Raw genomic sequence first — 16,801 nt, forward strand, 5'->3', positions numbered from 1 at the left:
CAATGAAGAATGAAATGCTCGCTTTAATTCTTGCCGGTGGGCAAGGAACACGTCTTGGAAAATTAACCAAAAACATCGCGAAACCTGCGGTTCAATTTGGTGGGCGCTATCGGATTATCGATTTTGCTCTCTCAAACTGTGCCAACTCAGGAATTCACAATGTTGGTGTGATTACACAGTATCAACCACTTGCCCTTAACAGCCATATTGGGAATGGTTCCAGCTGGGGTTTAGATGGAATCAATACGGGTGTGTCTATTCTCCAACCTTATTCAGCTAGTGAAGGAAATCGTTGGTTTGAAGGAACTAGCCATGCTATTCTTCAAAACATCGACTATATCGATAGCATCAATCCGGAATATGTCTTGATTCTATCTGGGGACCACATCTATAAGATGGATTACGATGATATGCTTCAAGCGCACAAGGATAATAATGCAAGCTTAACTGTTGCCGTCCTAGATGTACCTTTGAAGGAAGCAAGCCGTTTTGGAATCATGAATACAGATGCCAATAATCGGATTGTCGAATTTGAAGAAAAACCAGCTGAACCAAAATCTACCAAGGCTTCCATGGGGATTTACATCTTTGACTGGGCTCGTCTCCGCAATATGTTGGTTGCTGCTGAAAAGAGTGATATCGATATGTCAGACTTCGGTAAAAATGTCATTCCAACGTATCTAGAATCAGGCGAAAGTGTTTATGCTTATGAATTCAATGGTTATTGGAAAGACGTTGGTACGATTGAGTCTCTTTGGGAAGCCAATATGGAATATATCGATCCAAATAATGCCTTGGATAGTCGCGATCGTCACTGGAAAATCTATTCACGCAACCTCATTTCTCCACCGAACTTCTTTGGGGAACATGGCCACGTCGAAGATTCTCTTGTCGTCGACGGTTGTTCGGTAGACGGTACAGTCAAACACTCCATCTTATCAACAGAAGCTCAAGTTCGTGAAGGAGCAGTTGTCGAAGATGCTGTCGTGATGAGCAATGCCATTATCGGTAAAGGAGCTGTCGTGAAACGCGCGATTATCGGGGAAGGTGCAGTCATTGCAGAAGGTGTCGTGATTGATGGAACAGAGGAAGTACAAGTTGTCGGTTACAATGAAAAAGTGGGGGTAGCAACAGATGAAGATTGATAAATATTCAGCCATTTTAGGAAATACAGTTGGGTATCATGATATGTCCACTTTGACCAGCCATCGTCCGGTAGCATCTCTACCATTTGATGGGAAATACCGCTTGATTGACTTCCCGTTGTCTAGTCTTGCGAATGCTGGTATTCGTAGTGTTTTTGGGATTTTCCAACAAGAAAATATTAGTTCGGTCTTTGACCATATTCGTTCAGGTCGTGAGTGGGGCTTGTCTACTTTATTGAGCCACTATTACCTCGGAATCTATAACACTCCTGTTGAAAATACAAATGTAGGGCCAGAATACTACCAACAATTATTGACCTATTTGAAACGGTCTGGTTCCAACCAAACAGTTGCTTTGAACTGTGATGTCTTGATGAATATTGACCTCAATCAAGTTTTCCACTTGCATAATAGCGTTGACCGTCCGATTACAGTGGTTTATAAGAAGTTGCATCTTCAAAATATCTCTGAAGTCAATGCTATCTTGGAAATTGATGAAACAGACCATGTTACAGAGCAAAGACTTTTCGATGGCAAGGATCCTGACGAAGTCTACAACATGTCGACAGATGTCTTTATTGTGGATACTCCTTGGTTGATTGAAAAAATTGAAGAAGAAGCCAAGAAAGAATACCCACAAAAATTGCGCTATATCTTGCGTGATTTGGCGGTGGAATACAATGCTTTTGCTTTTGAATATACAGGTTACCTAGCCAATATTCATTCAGTTGAATCCTACTACCATGCAAACTTGGATATGTTGGAAAACCAAAAATTCATGAAGCTCTTTTCACCAAACCAAAAGGTGTATACGAAAGTGAAGAATGAAGAACCAACGTATTATTCCAAGACTTCACATATTAAAACGTCTCAATTTGCTTCGGGTAGTATTGTAGAAGGAACCGTTGAACGCTCCGTTGTTTCACGGCGGGTACACCTTCATGAAGGTTCAGAAGTCCGCAGTAGTCTTCTCTTCCCTGGTGTTGTGATTCATGAAAATGCAATCGTCGAATATGCCATCCTGGATAAGGGTGTCGAAGTGGCTGCTGGTGTGACGATTCGTGGGACAGAAGAAGCACCTGTCGTGGTTAAAAAAGGAACGATTGTTACAGAGGATATTGTCTAATGAAACTATTATTTGTTGCAGCTGAAGGTGCACCATTTTCTAAAACAGGCGGATTGGGAGACGTTATTGGCGCTCTTCCTAAATCCTTAGCGAAAAGTGGTCATGATGTGCGCGTGATCCTCCCTTACTATGATATGGTAGAGACTAAGTTTGGAGATCAAATCGAAGATGTTTTGCATTTTGAGACCAAGGTTGGCTGGAGAAGTCAATATGTTGGTGTGAAACGTATTGTGCGTGATGGAGTCACCTTTTACTTTATTGATAACCAACATTATTTCTTTAGAGGTCATGTCTATGGTGACTTTGATGATGGAGAACGCTTCGCCTTCTTCCAGCTCGCGGCTTTAGAAACGATGGAACGGGTTGACTTCATTCCAGATGTTCTTCATGCCCATGATTACCATACGGCGATGATTCCTTTCTTGCTGAAGGAAAAATACCGTTGGATTCAAGCTTATCATGAAATTAAAACAGTATTGACTATCCATAATTTGGAATTCCAAGGTCAGTTCGACCCAGGAATGTTGTGGGACCTATTCGGAGTTGGATTTGAACGCTATGCAGATGGAACGCTTCGGTGGAATGATTGCCTGAACTGGATGAAAGCCGGCATTCTATATGCTGACCGTGTAACAACGGTTTCTCCTAGCTATGCGCATGAGATTATGACTGCTGAATATGGTTGTGGCTTGGATCAGATCCTTCGGATGGAGTCTGGCAAGGTGACCGGAATTGTTAACGGGATTGATGCAGATCTGTATAATCCTGAAACGGATCCACTCTTGACGTATCACTTCAGTCTCTCAGATCTTTCAGGTAAAGCAGCTAGCAAACGAGCTCTTCAAGAACGTGTTGGTCTACCTGTTCGCGATGATGTTCCTTTGTTTGGGATCGTCTCTCGTTTGACACGTCAAAAAGGTTTTGATGTGGTGGTAGAAGAGTTGCATCAACTCTTGCAAAAGGATATTCAGATTGTTTTGCTCGGTACAGGAGATCCTGGATTTGAAAATGCCTTTGCTTGGTTTGGTCAAGCCTACCCAGATAAACTTTCAGCGAATATCACATTTGATGTCCAATTGGCTCAAGAAATCTATGCAGCGTCGGATGTCTTCTTGATGCCAAGTCGCTTTGAACCGTGTGGCCTTTCTCAAATGATGGCCATGCGTTATGGAACCCTTCCTTTGGTGCATGAAGTCGGCGGACTTCGTGATACCGTTCAACCGTTTAATGCTGTTGATGGAAGTGGAACAGGCTTTAGCTTCAATAATTTGTCTGGTTATTGGTTTAACTGGGCGGTTGATGAAGCCTTGGCTGTCTACTACAATGACAAACAGGCTTGGTATGGTCTCCAAGAGCAAGCTATGACGCGTGACTTCTCATGGGATACGGCTAGTCAACGATACAATGATTTGTACCAATCCTTATAAATAGATCTATAATACAAACGCCTTTCGAGGCGTTTTTTGTGTTGCTTTCTTCCTATAAAGAAAACGGTTTATTTTTTTGAGTTTTAGAGCTTGCTAAAATAGAAGAAAAAAGATAAGATAGGTAAAGGTAAAAAATCCCGGGAAGGTTCTTATTTCTAGAAAGGATCCCAACCTCTCTAAAAACAATCAGGTCCTTGCTTGAGGGTTAAATATTACTATATAGGAATTTTAGGATGAAAAAAGCGAAACAAACGTTTGAAAAAATGACCAAATATTCGATTCGAAAATTATCTGTCGGTGTTGGTCCGGTAGCCATTGGAGTCTTTTTATTAGGAGGAAGCTTGTTAGGAGCTCGTCCTGTCAAAGCAGATCAGGTGACTCTACCTGCTCATGTGCACTTAGGATATGTGACAGAAGAAGAGCTGACTGCTGAAGAAAAAGCACAGGTGATTCATGCAATCCCTGAAGCATATCAAAATGAAGATACTTTCTATCTCGTCTATAAGAAGAAGGAAGCAACTCAGTCGGTTCTTCCTCAAACAGGAAGTCAGGAAGTCGCTCTTTTTGGGTTAAGTCTAGCCACAGCTTCCTTTGCGGTCCTCTTACTTTCTAAAAAGCACCGAAAGAAGGTTATGGGCGTCCTTTTGATTGGAGCCATGGGACAAAGTCTTCTACTTCCAGTTGAAGTCGCAGCCCTACAAAATCAAGTTTTGCGCGCTTATAACCAGGATCTTGCGATCGCATCGAGCGAAGATCTTGCAGATGGTGTGATTCAAATTGATGGCTATGACTATGTGGGCTATCTGCGCTACCCGTCAGTCCAAAAGACGAGCTTACGAGAGCCAAAGGCTATGCAGGAAACGAAACCTTCTGTAGAAGGAACGATCAAAACAAGTACAGGTATTCCACAAGTGGAAGCACAAGCGCGTGTGACGCCAGAAGTCGCTCCAGCCTTTCCTCAAGTTAAAAAACCAAGCCTGGAAGTCTCTACTGAGCCTGTGCCATTTGAAACCGTCAAGCAAGCTGATCCTACATTAGCCAAAGGGCAAACCAAGGTGCTGACTGCTGGCCAAAATGGGGAGCGTACCATATTGACGGAAGTGAGTGTGGTAGATGGACAAGAAGTTCGCAGAGTAGTCGAAAGCAAGGTCACCAAAGAACCAGTTTCACAAATTCTTGCTGTTGGGACAAAAGAAGATGCCCAACCAACCCCTCAACCCAGCCCTTCTCCAGTTGTAACGGCTAAGGGGACACAAGAAGAAGGCCATGTCGGCGAAGCTCCTGTTCAACCAGAGAATCAAGCCTATACAGGTGTGGTGGAAGCCAAGGGGACACAAGAAGAAGGCCATGTCGGCGAAGCCCCAGTTCAACCGGAGAACCCAGTCTATACAGGCGTGGTAGAAGCCAAGGGAACACAGGAAGAAGGCCATGTCGGTGAAGCTCCTGTTCAACCAGAGACTCCAGCCTATACAGGTGTGGTGGAAGCTAAGGGAACGCAGGAAGAAGGCCATGTCGGAGAAGCTCCTATTCAACCGGAGACTCCAGCCTATACAGGTGTGGTGGAAGCAAAAGGGACACAAGAAGAAGGCCATGTGGGAGAAGCTCCCGTTCAACCGGATAATCCAACCTATCAAGTTACGGAAGGGACGGTAACAGAGACAGAAACGGTAATCCTTCCATATGAAACAGAGTATGTAACGGATGCCAATCGTTACACCGATGAAGAAAGCCTTCTTCAGAAAGGCGAGGCTGGTAGTCAGGAGATTCGTCGTGTTTATAAGACGGTCAATGGTGAGAAGATTGGCGAGCCCGTGAGCACGACAACTGAAACGGTAAAAGCTCCTGTGACAGAAAAAATTAGTCGTGGGACTAAGGCGATTGAAGGCCAAACAGAGGATGTTTCGTATGAGGAAATTCCATTTAAGACGGTAACCGAACAAGATGCCACCTTGCTAAAAGGATCAGAAAGGGTTTCTCAAGCCGGTAAAAATGGGAAGAAGAAAATCACCAAGGTTTACAAGACCATCAAGGGGGGTAAAACGGCGGATGCTCCTACGATTTCTGAAGAAGTAGTTGAACAGGCGCAAGATCAGATCATTCAACAAGGGGCCAAAGAACTTGACAAGCCAACCTTGACCTTGACCCAGGTCGATAAGGAAGAATTGAAGCGCAGTGCTAAAGCTACTTATCGTTTGGACAAACCAGACGGTGTGACCATCAAGTCCATCCAGGCTGTATTGAAGAAGGGTGATCAAGTGGTGAAAACCCTGACCCTTTCAGAGACGGACTTGGCAGCTGCTTTAGCGGACTTGGACTACTACAAGGATTATACGCTCGCAACGACCATGGTGTATGACCGTGGAAATGGGGACGAAGAAGAAGTTCTTAAGGAAGAACCACTGAGAATCGACCTTAAAAAAGTCGAAGTCAAAAATATTAAGGAAACAAGCTTAATCAGTGTGGATGACCAAGGAAATGAGACCGATAGTAGTCTCTTGTCTGAAAAACCATCGAATGTTAAGCCTTACTACTTAAAGGTCACCACCCATGATAATAAGGTTACAAAACTAGCCGTTGATAAAATTGAAGAAGTAACGGTAGATGGCGTGACCCTATACAAAGTAACAGCCAAAGCTCCTGATCTCATTCAACGGACTGCGGACAACCAGTTCAGTGAGGACTATGTCCACTATATTGCGAAACCCAAAGCACATGAAGGTGATGTCTACTACAATTTCAACGAACTTGTAAAAGCTATGCAAGCCAATCCGACTGGCACCTTTAAACTGGGTAGCAATATGAATGCGACTAATGTCCAGCCAGCAGGAAAATCCTATGTAACCAATGCCTTCAAGGGAATTTTGGAAAGTACGGATGGAAATACATTTGCCATCCATAACATTACAAGACCATTATTTGGTAACATCGAAGGTGGCTCGGTTAAGAATCTCTTGCTTGAAAATGTCAATATTGACCTACCTGGGACAGATCGAGTAGCACCAATCGCAGGTGTCATCAAAAACAATGCAACTGTTGAGAACGTTAAAGTAATAGGAAGTGTTGTCGGGAACAATGACGTAGCAGGAATTGTCAATAAAATTGATGGTAGCGGGAAGGTCAGCAATGTTGCCTTTATCGGGAAACTGCATGCTGCTGGCAACAAAGGTGGCTATCTAGCGGGTGTTGTTGGTGAGAACTGGAAAGGTGTCGTTGAAAAAGCTTACGTTGATGCTGAAATCACTGGTAACAAAGCCAAAGCTGCAGGTTTAGTTTATTCTTCTCAAAATGGTGGAAATAACAATACGTTAGGTAGAGAAGGAGTTCTCAGAAATTCAGTTGCTAAAGGTTCAATCGAACTGAAAGAAGCGGTTCAATCTGGTGGCTTACTGGGGACCAACTGGGCCTTGGGGGCTATTGAAGACAACATCACCATGATGAAAGTCAAAACAGGTGAGATGGTCTTCGGGCATTCGGATATCGACGCAGATGATTACTTTACTTACTCAAGAACCAAACGCAATTACAGTGTGGAGGGCGTGAGTGAAGGTAAGAAAACCTATAACAACTCTCGTAAAATCCCTAGCATTTCCCTTGCAGAAGCTGAGAATAAAATTGAAGCAATGGGGATTACTGCTAATACATTCACCAGCGACAAACCGATTGAAGATAGGCTCAATCACCTTGTTAGCAAAGACGATCAATACAAGGCCATCACTGCTTACGATGCGACTCGTGAGTTAGCTTACCGCAATATTGCTAAATTGCAACCATTCTACAACAAAGAATGGATTGTCGACCAAGGGAATAAATTGGCTGCAACGAGTCCTCTCTTGACCAAGGAAGTCTTGTCTGTGACCGCTATGAAGGGCAATGATTTTGTCACTGAACTAGCTGATGCCGACCACATTCTGATCCATTACTCGGATAAGACAAAAGATATCTTTAGCATTTCACCGAAAGATTCAAAAGTCAAACAAGTCAAAGAGTACAGTGTAGCAGAACTTGGTGAAGTAGTCTACACACCGAATATGGTGGACAAGGACCGGACGGATCTCATTAGCGCCATTGTTGAAACATTAAATCCAATCGAATTGCAATCAGACCCTATTTACACACATCTAGGAAGAACAGGACCTAACAAAGTCAATGCTATTAAGAACCTCTATCTGGAAGAATCCTTCAAAGAGGTGAAGGATAATCTGACTCACTTTGTAAAACAGTTGGTTGAAAATGAGGATCATCAATTAAACACAGATGAGGCTGCCAAACGGGCGCTTATCAAGAAAATTGAGGATAACAAGGCAGCGGTTCTCCTGGGTCTTTCTTATCTCAATCGTTATTACGGAGTGAAGTTTGATAACTTGAATATCAAGCAACTCATGTTGTTCAAGCCAGATTTCTATGGGAAGAATGTTGATGTCTTAGACCGCTTGATTGAAATCGGTTCAAAAGAAGACTATATCAAAGGGACTCGTACCCACGATGCCTTCCGTGAAGTCGTGGCTAAATCGACTCTTTCTGGAAATCTTAATGACTTCTTGCAATACAATATGGAACTCTTTACAAGTGATAGAGACTTGAATGATTGGTTCATCAAAGCAACCAAAGACAATGTCTATATTGTGGAGCCTGAGACGACCAATCCAACCTTCGCATCAGCTAAGCATAGAGCCTATGAGGGCTTAAACAATGATGTTCACGGTAAAATGATCTTGCCACTCTTGAACTTAAAAGATGCCCATATGTTCTTGATTTCAACTTACAATACCATGGCCTACAGTTCCTTTGAGAAATATGGTAAAAATACGGAAGCGGAACGAACTGCCTTCAAGGCCGAAATTGACAAGGTGGCTAAAGGACAACAGAATTACCTAGATTTTTGGTCACGTCTAGCAACGGATAAGGTTCGCAATCAGCTCCTGAAGAGCAAGAATATGGTGCCGACCCCTGTTCTCGATAACCAAAACTATAAGGGCATCAGTACAGATCGCTATGGTCATACCAACAGTGGCAAAGATGTGGCTCCAATCCGTGAATTGTACGGGCCTACCGATCGTTACCATGCGACAGATTGGCGCATGGGGGCTGTAGCTCGAATTTACGGAAATCCATATAAAGACGACTCTGTCTTCTTCATGGTGACCGATATGATCAGTGACTTTGGGGTGTCTGCCTTTACGCACGAAACGACGCACGTCAATGACCGTATGGTTTACTTAGGTGGGTGGAGACACCGCGAAGGAACAGATATTGAAGCCTTTGCTCAAGGAATGCTTCAAACACCATCTGTATCCAATCCAAATGGGGAATACAAGGCCCTAGGTCTCAACATGGCCTATGAACGTCCGAACGATGGCAACCAATGGTACAATACCAATCCAAACGATCTTCAATCACGTGATGAGATTGATCGCTACATGAAAGGTTATAACGATACGCTCATGCTTCTAGATTACCTAGAAGGAGAAGCTGTATTGGACAAACATAGTAAGGACTTAAACAATGCTTGGTTCAAGAAGGTTGATAAACAATACCGAGGAGCTAACACCAAGAATCAATTCGATAAGGTTCGACCGTTGAGTGATGAGGAAAAAGCCATCGCCTTGCATACGGTAGATGACCTCATTACTAACAACTTTATGACCAACCGTGGTCCTGGAAATGGAGTCTATAATCCATCAGACTTTGGTTCAGCCTATGTGACCGTGCCGATGATGACAGGGATCTATGGTGGGAACACCAGTGAAGGGGCTCCTGGAGCCATGTCCTTCAAACACAATACTTTCAGGATTTGGGGTTATTATGGCTATGAAAAAGGATTCCTGGGTTATGCTTCGAACAAGTATAAACAAGAATCCAAACAAGCTGGACATGCCACTCTAGGAGATGACTTCATCATTAGCAAGATTTCTGATGGAAGATTCAGTAACCTTGAAGACTGGAAGAAAGCTTACTTTAATGAAGTTGTGACAAGTGCCAAAAATGGACTTCAGGCTATTGACATCGATGGTAAAACGTACAGTAGCTATGAAGACTTGAAACGTGCATTTGCTGATGCAGTGGATAAAGATAAGGCTACTCTAAGTAACGGTTCTGTCAAATTTGACAATACGGTTGCACTGAAAGAAAAAATCTTTAGGAAATTGCTACAACAAACGGACAGTTTCAAAACCTCTATCTTTAAATAATTGAATTCTCTCATCTGCTGAGCAGGTGAGAGTTTTTTAGAAGAAAAAATGAATAGAGGTGGACAAAGTGTCTAAAAATTAAAAGGAATCAATCGTAGATCGGAAAAATTATCATATTAAAAAAATAACGTAATTTAACAAAAACGCTTTCTTTTCTAGGAAATATTTGACTATTATATCTTTTAGGAGTAAACTAAGGAGGTAAAATTAATAAAAGGAGAATTCATCATGAATTTAACATTTTTAGGTCTTTGTTTAGCCTGTTTTGGTGTATCACTGGCAGAAGGTTTGATGATGAGCAGCTTATTGAAATCTGCGTCTCGTCAACCAGAAATTATTGGTCAATTGCGTAGCCTCTTGATTCTTGGTGTTGCCTTTGTCGAAGGTACTTTCTTCGTAACCTTGGTTATGGCCTTCATTATCAAATAAGCACTTCTATTTTAGAAAAGGAGGTGTCAAAACTTGGAAGAAAGTATCACTCCAACGATAACTCTTGGACCTGTAACTTTTAATTTGACCCTACTTGCTATGACCTTGATTGCTGTTTTAGTGGTTTTTGGCTTTATTTATTGGGCCAGCCGTAAAATGACGATCCGACCAAAGGGCAAACAAAATGTGCTGGAATACGCATATGACTTTGTCGTAGGCTTCACCAAAGGAAATATTGGGGAACATTATATAAAGGACTATTCCTTGTTCTTGTTTGTTCTTTTCCTATTTCTTTTAGTGGCCAATAACATTGGATTGATGGCTAAAATCGAAACGACCAATGGTTACAATTTGTGGACATCACCAACCGCTAACCTGGGTTATGACTTTGCCTTTTCATTTTTGATCACCTTGATCGCCCATGTAGAAGGAATTCGCCGACGTGGTGTGAAGGAATATTTAAAGGCTTTTGTGACACCTGGATTTATGACCCCCATGAATATTTTGGAAGAATTAACGAACTTTGCCTCCTTGGCACTTCGGATCTTCGGAAATATCTTTGCGGGTGAGGTATTAGCAAGCTTGCTCGTGAACTTATCACACCAAGCTTTCTATTGGTATCCATTTGCCTTTATTGGTAGCATGGCATGGACTGCATTTTCAATTTTCATTTCATGTATCCAAGCCTATGTGTTTACCATGTTGTCATCAATCTATATTGGTAAGAAAATTAATGGCGAAGAGTAAGTAGAGGAGGAGTAGAAGAATGCATGTATCAATGAGTGAAATTATTGGTAACTTTATTCTCATTGCTGGTTCCTTCCTATTATTAATCTTTTTAATAAAGAAATTTGCATGGAACAATATCAATGGAATTTTAGAAGCGCGTGCCAAAAAGATTACAGATGATATTGATGGAGCAGAATCAGCTCGTCAAAAAGCTGAGGAACTGGCAAGTAAACGTGAAGAAGAGTTGGCAGGTAGCCGCAAAGAAGCTGCGTCTATCGTCGAAAATGCAAAGGAAACTGCGGAAAAGAACAAATCGCAAATCCTTTCAGAAGCCACTCAAGAAGCTGTACGTTTGAAAGAAAAAGCGCAACAAGAAATTGCGCACAACAAAGAAGAAGCATTGAACAGTATCAAAGGCGATGTGGCAGATCTCACTGTCAATCTTGCCAGCAAATTGTTGAGCCAACAGCTGGATGCTGAAGGTCAACGCCAACTGATCGATCGCTATCTTGATGAATTAGGAGAAGCCTAATGGACAAAAAGCAACTGATGGTGATTGAGAAATATACCCAGCCTTTTGTTCAATTGGTCTTTGAAAAAGGAGAACAAGATCTTGTCTTTGAAAAATTGACCCAAATCAAGGGCATTTTTGAGGAGACTGGACTTGCTAACTTCTTAGCTCATATCGGTGTAGAGGATGAAGAGAAAGCAAAAAGTCTAAGACTTTTTCAACCCTCGGATTCACAATTACTCGACCATTTGATTGAAGTGGTTATTCTCAATCATCGTGAAGCCTTATTTTATGACATTGTAACGATTTGTTTGGATCAGATTCAACTGTTGAGCAACGCATTTGTCGTCACTGTTACGACAGTTGCTGGTTTGGATCCTGTTCAAGAGCAAAAGCTAGTACCCATTATCGAAAGAAAATTTGGCATTCAGGTTCGCTCAATCCAACAAAAGATCGATCCAGATTTAATTGGTGGTTTTGTCGTGACAGCCAATCATAAAACATTGGATACCAGTCTCAAACACCAATTGCAAGTCATAAAATCTAAATTGAAATAGAAAGTGGTGTGAATTTTGGCGATTAACGCACAAGAAATCAGCGCTTTAATTAAGCAACAAATTGAAAATTTCCAGCCAAACTTTGACGTCACTGAGACAGGTGTTGTAACCTACATTGGTGACGGGATTGCCCGTGCTCATGGGCTTGAAAACGCAATGAGTGGTGAGTTGTTGATCTTTGAAAATGGCTCATACGGGATGGCTCAAAACTTGGAAACAACGGATGTCGGGATCATCATTTTGGGTGATTTTACAGATATTCGTGAAGGGGATTCTGTCCGTCGTACGGGTAAAATCATGGAAGTCCCAGCAGGGGATGCCTTGATTGGGCGTGTTGTCAACCCACTTGGCCAACCAGTGGATGGTTTGGGTGAGATTGTGACAGATAAATTTCGTCCAGTTGAAACACCAGCTCCTGGCGTTATGCAACGGAAATCTGTCTCAGAACCACTCCAAACAGGTTTGAAAGCCATTGATGCCCTCGTTCCAATTGGACGAGGCCAACGGGAATTGATTATCGGGGACCGTCAAACAGGGAAAACTTCGATTGCCATTGATACCATCTTGAACCAAAAGGGTCAAGACATGATCTGTATCTACGTGGCGATTGGTCAAAAAGAATCAACAGTTCGTACGCAAGTAGAAACTCTCCGTAAATACGGAGCTATGGATTATACGATTGTGGTAACTGCTTCGGCTTCTCAACCATCTCCATTGCTCTACTTGGCACCTTATGCTGGGGTTGCCATGGCAGAAGAGTTCATGTATAACGGTAAACACGTTTTGATCGTCTATGATGATTTGTCAAAACAAGCCGTAGCCTACCGTGAATTGTCCCTTCTTCTTCGTCGTCCACCAGGACGTGAAGCCTTCCCAGGGGATGTCTTCTATCTCCACAGCCGTTTGTTGGAACGTTCTGCGAAAGTTTCGGATGAATTGGGTGGGGGTTCTATTACAGCTCTTCCAATCATTGAAACCCAAGCAGGGGACATCTCCGCTTATATCGCAACCAACGTGATTTCGATCACAGACGGACAAATCTTCTTGCAAGATAGTTTGTTCAATGCCGGTATTCGTCCAGCCATTGATGCCGGATCTTCTGTTTCCCGGGTTGGTGGATCTGCTCAAATCAAGGCTATGAAGAAGGTTGCTGGTACCCTTCGTATCGACCTCGCTTCCTACCGTGAGTTGGAAGCCTTCACGAAATTTGGTAGTGATTTGGATGCGGCCACTCAAGCGAAATTGAACCGTGGTCGTCGGACAGTGGAAGTCTTGAAACAACCTGTTCATGAACCATTGACAGTTGAAAAACAAGTCGTGATCTTGTATGCCTTGACTCATGGTTTCTTAGATAGTGTTCCAGTAGACGACATTCTTCGTTTCCAAGAAGAGTTGTTTGATTACTTTGAAGCACATTATCATCAAATCTTTGAGACGATTCGTTCGACACATGATCTTCCAGCAGAAGAAGAACTGGATGCAGCCCTTACTGAATTTGTCAACCAGTCAAATTTCAAATAGAAATAGGAGTGGAAGATGGCAGTTTCATTAAATGATATTAAAAATAAAATTGCATCCACAAAAAACACCAGTCAAATCACCAATGCCATGCAGATGGTCTCTGCTGCTAAACTCGGGAAATCTGAGCAGGCAGCCAAGGATTTTCAGGTTTATGCTGCTAAGGTTCGTAAGCTCTTAACAGACTTGCTCCATGGCCATGAAACAGAAAATGCCAAGTCCCATCCGATGTTGGTGAGTCGCCCGGTAAAAAAGACAGCTTATATCGTGATTACATCTGATCGTGGTTTGGTCGGGGGGTATAATGCCTCCATCCTTAAAACCATGATGGAAATGAAGGCAGAATACCATCCAACTGGAGATGACTTTGAAGTGATCTGTATTGGAAGCGTCGGTGCGGATTTCTTCCGTGCCCGTGGGATTCAGCCGGTTTATGAATTGCGTGGTTTGCCTGATCAGCCTAGCTTTAAGGAAGTTCGCAAGATCATTTCGAAAACAGTCCAAATGTATCAAGAAGGTTTGTTTGATGAGTTGTATGTCTGTTACAACCACCACGTCAACAGTTTGACGAGTCAAATGCGGGTGGAACAAATGCTTCCAATTATTGATTTGGACCCCAATGAAGCGGATGAGGACTATGCATTGAATCTAGAATTGGAATCTAGTCGAGATGCCATTTTGGATCAATTGCTCCCTCAATTTGCTGAAAGCATGATCTATGGTGCCATTATTGATGCTAAAACAGCTGAAAATGCTGCTGGGATGATGGCTATGCAAACTGCAACAGACAATGCCAAGAAAGTCATTGATGAATTAACGATTCAATACAACCGTGCTCGTCAAGCAGCGATTACACAAGAAATTACCGAAATCGTTGCTGGTGCTAGCGCCCTTGAATAGTTGTCGGATACAATTTTAAATACAAAAACAGATGCTCGAAAGAGAACTTTTGAGCAGTAGAAATTACTTAGAATAGGAGAATGACATGAGTTTAGGCAAAATTTCTCAGGTCGTAGGTCCCGTCGTAGACGTTGCCTTTTCCGTTGGAGATAAACTTCCTGAGATCAATAATGCGCTTGTAGTCTATAAAAATGACCAACAAAAATCAAAAGTCGTTCTTGAAGTAGCTTTGGAACTTGGTGATGGGGTCGTACGGACCATCGCCATGGAATCAACCGATGGTTTAACACGTGGAATGGAAGTCTTGGACACAGGTCGTCCAATCTCTGTTCCTGTCGGAAAAGAAACCTTGGGACGTGTCTTCAATGTTCTTGGAGATACCATTGACTTGGATCAACCTTTTGCTGAGGATGCTCCTCGTGACTCCATCCACAAAAAAGCTCCATCCTTTGACGAGCTCTCTACTTCAGAAGAAATTCTTGAAACAGGGATCAAGGTCATTGACCTCTTGGCCCCTTATTTGAAAGGTGGGAAGGTCGGACTCTTCGGTGGTGCCGGAGTTGGGAAGACCGTCTTGATTCAAGAATTAATCCATAATATTGCCCAAGAACATGGTGGTATTTCTGTATTTACCGGTGTTGGGGAACGGACACGTGAAGGAAATGACCTTTACTGGGAAATGAAAGAATCTGGCGTTATTGAAAAAACAGCCATGGTCTTTGGACAAATGAATGAGCCACCTGGAGCACGGATGCGTGTTGCTTTGACTGGTTTGACCATTGCGGAATACTTCCGTGATGTCGAAGGTCAGGACGTTCTCTTGTTTATCGACAATATCTTCCGTTTCACTCAAGCCGGATCTGAAGTATCAGCCCTTTTGGGACGGATGCCTTCAGCCGTTGGTTACCAACCTACTTTGGCAACTGAAATGGGGCAATTGCAAGAACGGATTACGTCAACCAAGAAAGGTTCTGTTACTTCCATCCAAGCCATCTATGTGCCAGCCGATGACTATACAGACCCAGCGCCAGCAACCGCCTTTGCCCACTTGGATTCAACAACTAACTTGGAACGTAAATTGGTACAATTGGGGATCTACCCTGCGGTGGACCCATTGGCATCAAGCTCACGTGCCCTTTCTCCAGAAATCGTAGGAGAAGAACACTATGCAGTAGCTTCTGAGGTCAAACGCGTCCTTCAACGTTACCATGAATTGCAAGATATCATTGCGATCTTGGGGATGGATGAATTGTCTGACGAAGAAAAGACCTTGGTTGCTCGTGCTCGCCGGATCCAATTCTTCTTGTCACAAAACTTCAACGTGGCCGAACAATTTACCGGTCAACCTGGTTCATACGTACCTGTTGCAGAAACTGTTCGTGGTTTTAAAGAAATCTTGGACGGAAAATATGACCATCTTCCTGAAGATGCCTTCCGTGGTGTTGGATCGATCGAAGATGTGATTGCCAAAGCTGAAAAAATGGGATTCTAAGAAGAGGTGAAAGATGAGTCAAATGAACGTCCAAATCGTTACACCGGATGGACTGGTTTATGATCATCATGCCGCATTTGTATCTGTCAAGACAATTGATGGTGAATTAGGGATTTTACCTCATCATATCAATACCATTGCGGTTTTGGCTGTAGACCAAGTAAAGGTTCGTCGTGTCGACGATGACAAACATATTGATTGGATTGCAGTCAATGGGGGGATTATCGAAGTAGCAGATAATGTCATTACCATTGTTGCCGATTCTGCCGAACGTGCTCGAGATATCGACATTAGTCGTGCAGAACGTGCCAAACTGCGAGCTGAAAAAGCGATTGAAGAAGCCAAAGATCAGCATTCGGTTGATATGGAACGTCGTGCTAAAATTGCTCTTCAACGCGCCATTAACCGGATTAATGTCGGAAATCGTTTATAACATATTAAAAAATAAGGTAGAGGTCTTGTCCTCGCCTTATTTTTGTTGAGTGAGAATCAAAAGAAGAAAGTGAGAATCAAATATGGTATAATAGCTGTATGATCCAAATGATTTTTAACTTTTCAAGCCATTTATTGTTTATCTTTTTTGCCTATTACCTATTGTTGAACCTGGTTCAATGGGAAAAGTTTTTAAAAGTAAGTACTGAAAATGCTGTTAAAATCCGTTTTTTGATCCTGATGCTCAGCATTGGAATCGGCTATATAGCTAGCTCATTTTTTATCAGCGTGTATGAGATGAGTCGGCAGATTTTTATTGGCCAATTCTAGCCACATTTTATCAAAAA

Annotated in this window: 13 protein-coding genes; all 13 read left to right on the forward strand. The window is 42.6% G+C overall.

Annotated features, from left to right (window positions below; translation table 11 throughout):
- The first annotated feature begins 2 nt into the window (after positions 1 to 2).
- Entirely contained in the window at positions 3 to 1,145 is a 1,143-nt protein-coding gene (locus P5Y91_RS02755) for a glucose-1-phosphate adenylyltransferase (RefSeq protein WP_014713084.1), read from the forward strand.
- Positions 1,135 to 2,271 (forward strand): glucose-1-phosphate adenylyltransferase subunit GlgD, encoded by a 1,137-nt coding sequence (glgD, locus tag P5Y91_RS02760; RefSeq protein WP_031573430.1) that lies wholly within the window; start codon positions 1,135 to 1,137, stop codon positions 2,269 to 2,271. The genes P5Y91_RS02755 and glgD overlap by 11 nt, the downstream gene beginning before the upstream one ends.
- A complete protein-coding gene (glgA, locus tag P5Y91_RS02765) occupies positions 2,271 to 3,698 on the forward strand; it encodes a glycogen synthase GlgA (RefSeq protein ID WP_277838928.1) in 1,428 nt (475 codons plus the stop codon). Before glgD ends, glgA begins: the two co-directional genes overlap by 1 nt.
- Before the next feature lie 233 nt (positions 3,699 to 3,931).
- Positions 3,932 to 9,886, forward strand: a complete 5,955-nt coding sequence (locus P5Y91_RS02770) for a ZmpA/ZmpB/ZmpC family metallo-endopeptidase (RefSeq protein WP_277838929.1) — start codon at positions 3,932 to 3,934, stop codon at positions 9,884 to 9,886.
- Positions 9,887 to 10,114: 228 nt separating this feature from the next.
- Positions 10,115 to 10,315, forward strand: a complete 201-nt coding sequence (locus P5Y91_RS02775; RefSeq protein ID WP_003006433.1) for a F0F1 ATP synthase subunit C — start codon at positions 10,115 to 10,117, stop codon at positions 10,313 to 10,315.
- Positions 10,316 to 10,348: 33 nt separating this feature from the next.
- A complete protein-coding gene (gene atpB, locus P5Y91_RS02780; RefSeq protein ID WP_004219958.1) occupies positions 10,349 to 11,062 on the forward strand; it encodes a F0F1 ATP synthase subunit A in 714 nt (237 codons plus the stop codon).
- 19 nt (positions 11,063 to 11,081) lie between these two features.
- Positions 11,082 to 11,576: a F0F1 ATP synthase subunit B gene (gene atpF, locus P5Y91_RS02785; protein ID WP_004219970.1), complete on the forward strand. Its 495-nt coding sequence runs from the start codon at positions 11,082 to 11,084 to the stop codon at positions 11,574 to 11,576.
- On the forward strand, positions 11,576 to 12,112 hold the full coding sequence (locus P5Y91_RS02790; RefSeq protein ID WP_013903319.1) for a F0F1 ATP synthase subunit delta: 537 nt from the start codon (positions 11,576 to 11,578) through the stop codon (positions 12,110 to 12,112). Before atpF ends, P5Y91_RS02790 begins: the two co-directional genes overlap by 1 nt.
- Before the next feature lie 15 nt (positions 12,113 to 12,127).
- Positions 12,128 to 13,633, forward strand: coding sequence for a F0F1 ATP synthase subunit alpha (gene atpA, locus P5Y91_RS02795; protein ID WP_277838930.1), 1,506 nt, complete (start codon positions 12,128 to 12,130; stop codon positions 13,631 to 13,633).
- A gap of 15 nt (positions 13,634 to 13,648) precedes the next feature.
- Positions 13,649 to 14,530, forward strand: coding sequence for a F0F1 ATP synthase subunit gamma (locus P5Y91_RS02800; RefSeq protein ID WP_014713090.1), 882 nt, complete (start codon positions 13,649 to 13,651; stop codon positions 14,528 to 14,530).
- A gap of 85 nt (positions 14,531 to 14,615) precedes the next feature.
- On the forward strand, positions 14,616 to 16,022 hold the full coding sequence (atpD, locus tag P5Y91_RS02805) for a F0F1 ATP synthase subunit beta (RefSeq protein ID WP_013903321.1): 1,407 nt from the start codon (positions 14,616 to 14,618) through the stop codon (positions 16,020 to 16,022).
- A 13-nt stretch (positions 16,023 to 16,035) separates the two neighbouring features.
- Positions 16,036 to 16,455 (forward strand): F0F1 ATP synthase subunit epsilon, encoded by a 420-nt coding sequence (locus P5Y91_RS02810; RefSeq protein ID WP_003002471.1) that lies wholly within the window; start codon positions 16,036 to 16,038, stop codon positions 16,453 to 16,455.
- Positions 16,456 to 16,553: 98 nt separating this feature from the next.
- Complete coding sequence (locus P5Y91_RS02815) at positions 16,554 to 16,784, forward strand: DUF1146 family protein (RefSeq protein ID WP_277838931.1); 231 nt, start codon at positions 16,554 to 16,556, stop codon at positions 16,782 to 16,784.
- Positions 16,785 to 16,801 lie beyond the last annotated feature (17 nt).

The sequence above is a fragment of the Streptococcus taoyuanensis genome, assembly GCF_029589235.1.
In the GTDB taxonomy this organism is placed as follows: Bacteria; Bacillota; Bacilli; order Lactobacillales; family Streptococcaceae; genus Streptococcus; species Streptococcus taoyuanensis.

Bases quoted from the DNA above. Each gene is read 5' to 3' on its own strand.
- P5Y91_RS02815 (WP_277838931.1), top strand. From the start codon at position 16,554: ATGATCCAAATGATTTTTAACTTTTCAAGCCATTTATTGTTTATCTTT.
- P5Y91_RS02810 (WP_003002471.1), top strand. From the start codon at position 16,036: ATGAGTCAAATGAACGTCCAAATCGTTACACCGGATGGACTGGTTTAT.
- P5Y91_RS02775 (WP_003006433.1), top strand. From the start codon at position 10,115: ATGAATTTAACATTTTTAGGTCTTTGTTTAGCCTGTTTTGGTGTATCA.
- P5Y91_RS02770 (WP_277838929.1), top strand. From the start codon at position 3,932: ATGAAAAAAGCGAAACAAACGTTTGAAAAAATGACCAAATATTCGATT.
- glgA (WP_277838928.1), top strand. From the start codon at position 2,271: ATGAAACTATTATTTGTTGCAGCTGAAGGTGCACCATTTTCTAAAACA.
- atpD (WP_013903321.1), top strand. From the start codon at position 14,616: ATGAGTTTAGGCAAAATTTCTCAGGTCGTAGGTCCCGTCGTAGACGTT.
- atpF (WP_004219970.1), top strand. From the start codon at position 11,082: ATGCATGTATCAATGAGTGAAATTATTGGTAACTTTATTCTCATTGCT.
- P5Y91_RS02790 (WP_013903319.1), top strand. From the start codon at position 11,576: ATGGACAAAAAGCAACTGATGGTGATTGAGAAATATACCCAGCCTTTT.
- glgD (WP_031573430.1), top strand. From the start codon at position 1,135: ATGAAGATTGATAAATATTCAGCCATTTTAGGAAATACAGTTGGGTAT.
- P5Y91_RS02755 (WP_014713084.1), top strand. From the start codon at position 3: ATGAAGAATGAAATGCTCGCTTTAATTCTTGCCGGTGGGCAAGGAACA.
- P5Y91_RS02800 (WP_014713090.1), top strand. From the start codon at position 13,649: ATGGCAGTTTCATTAAATGATATTAAAAATAAAATTGCATCCACAAAA.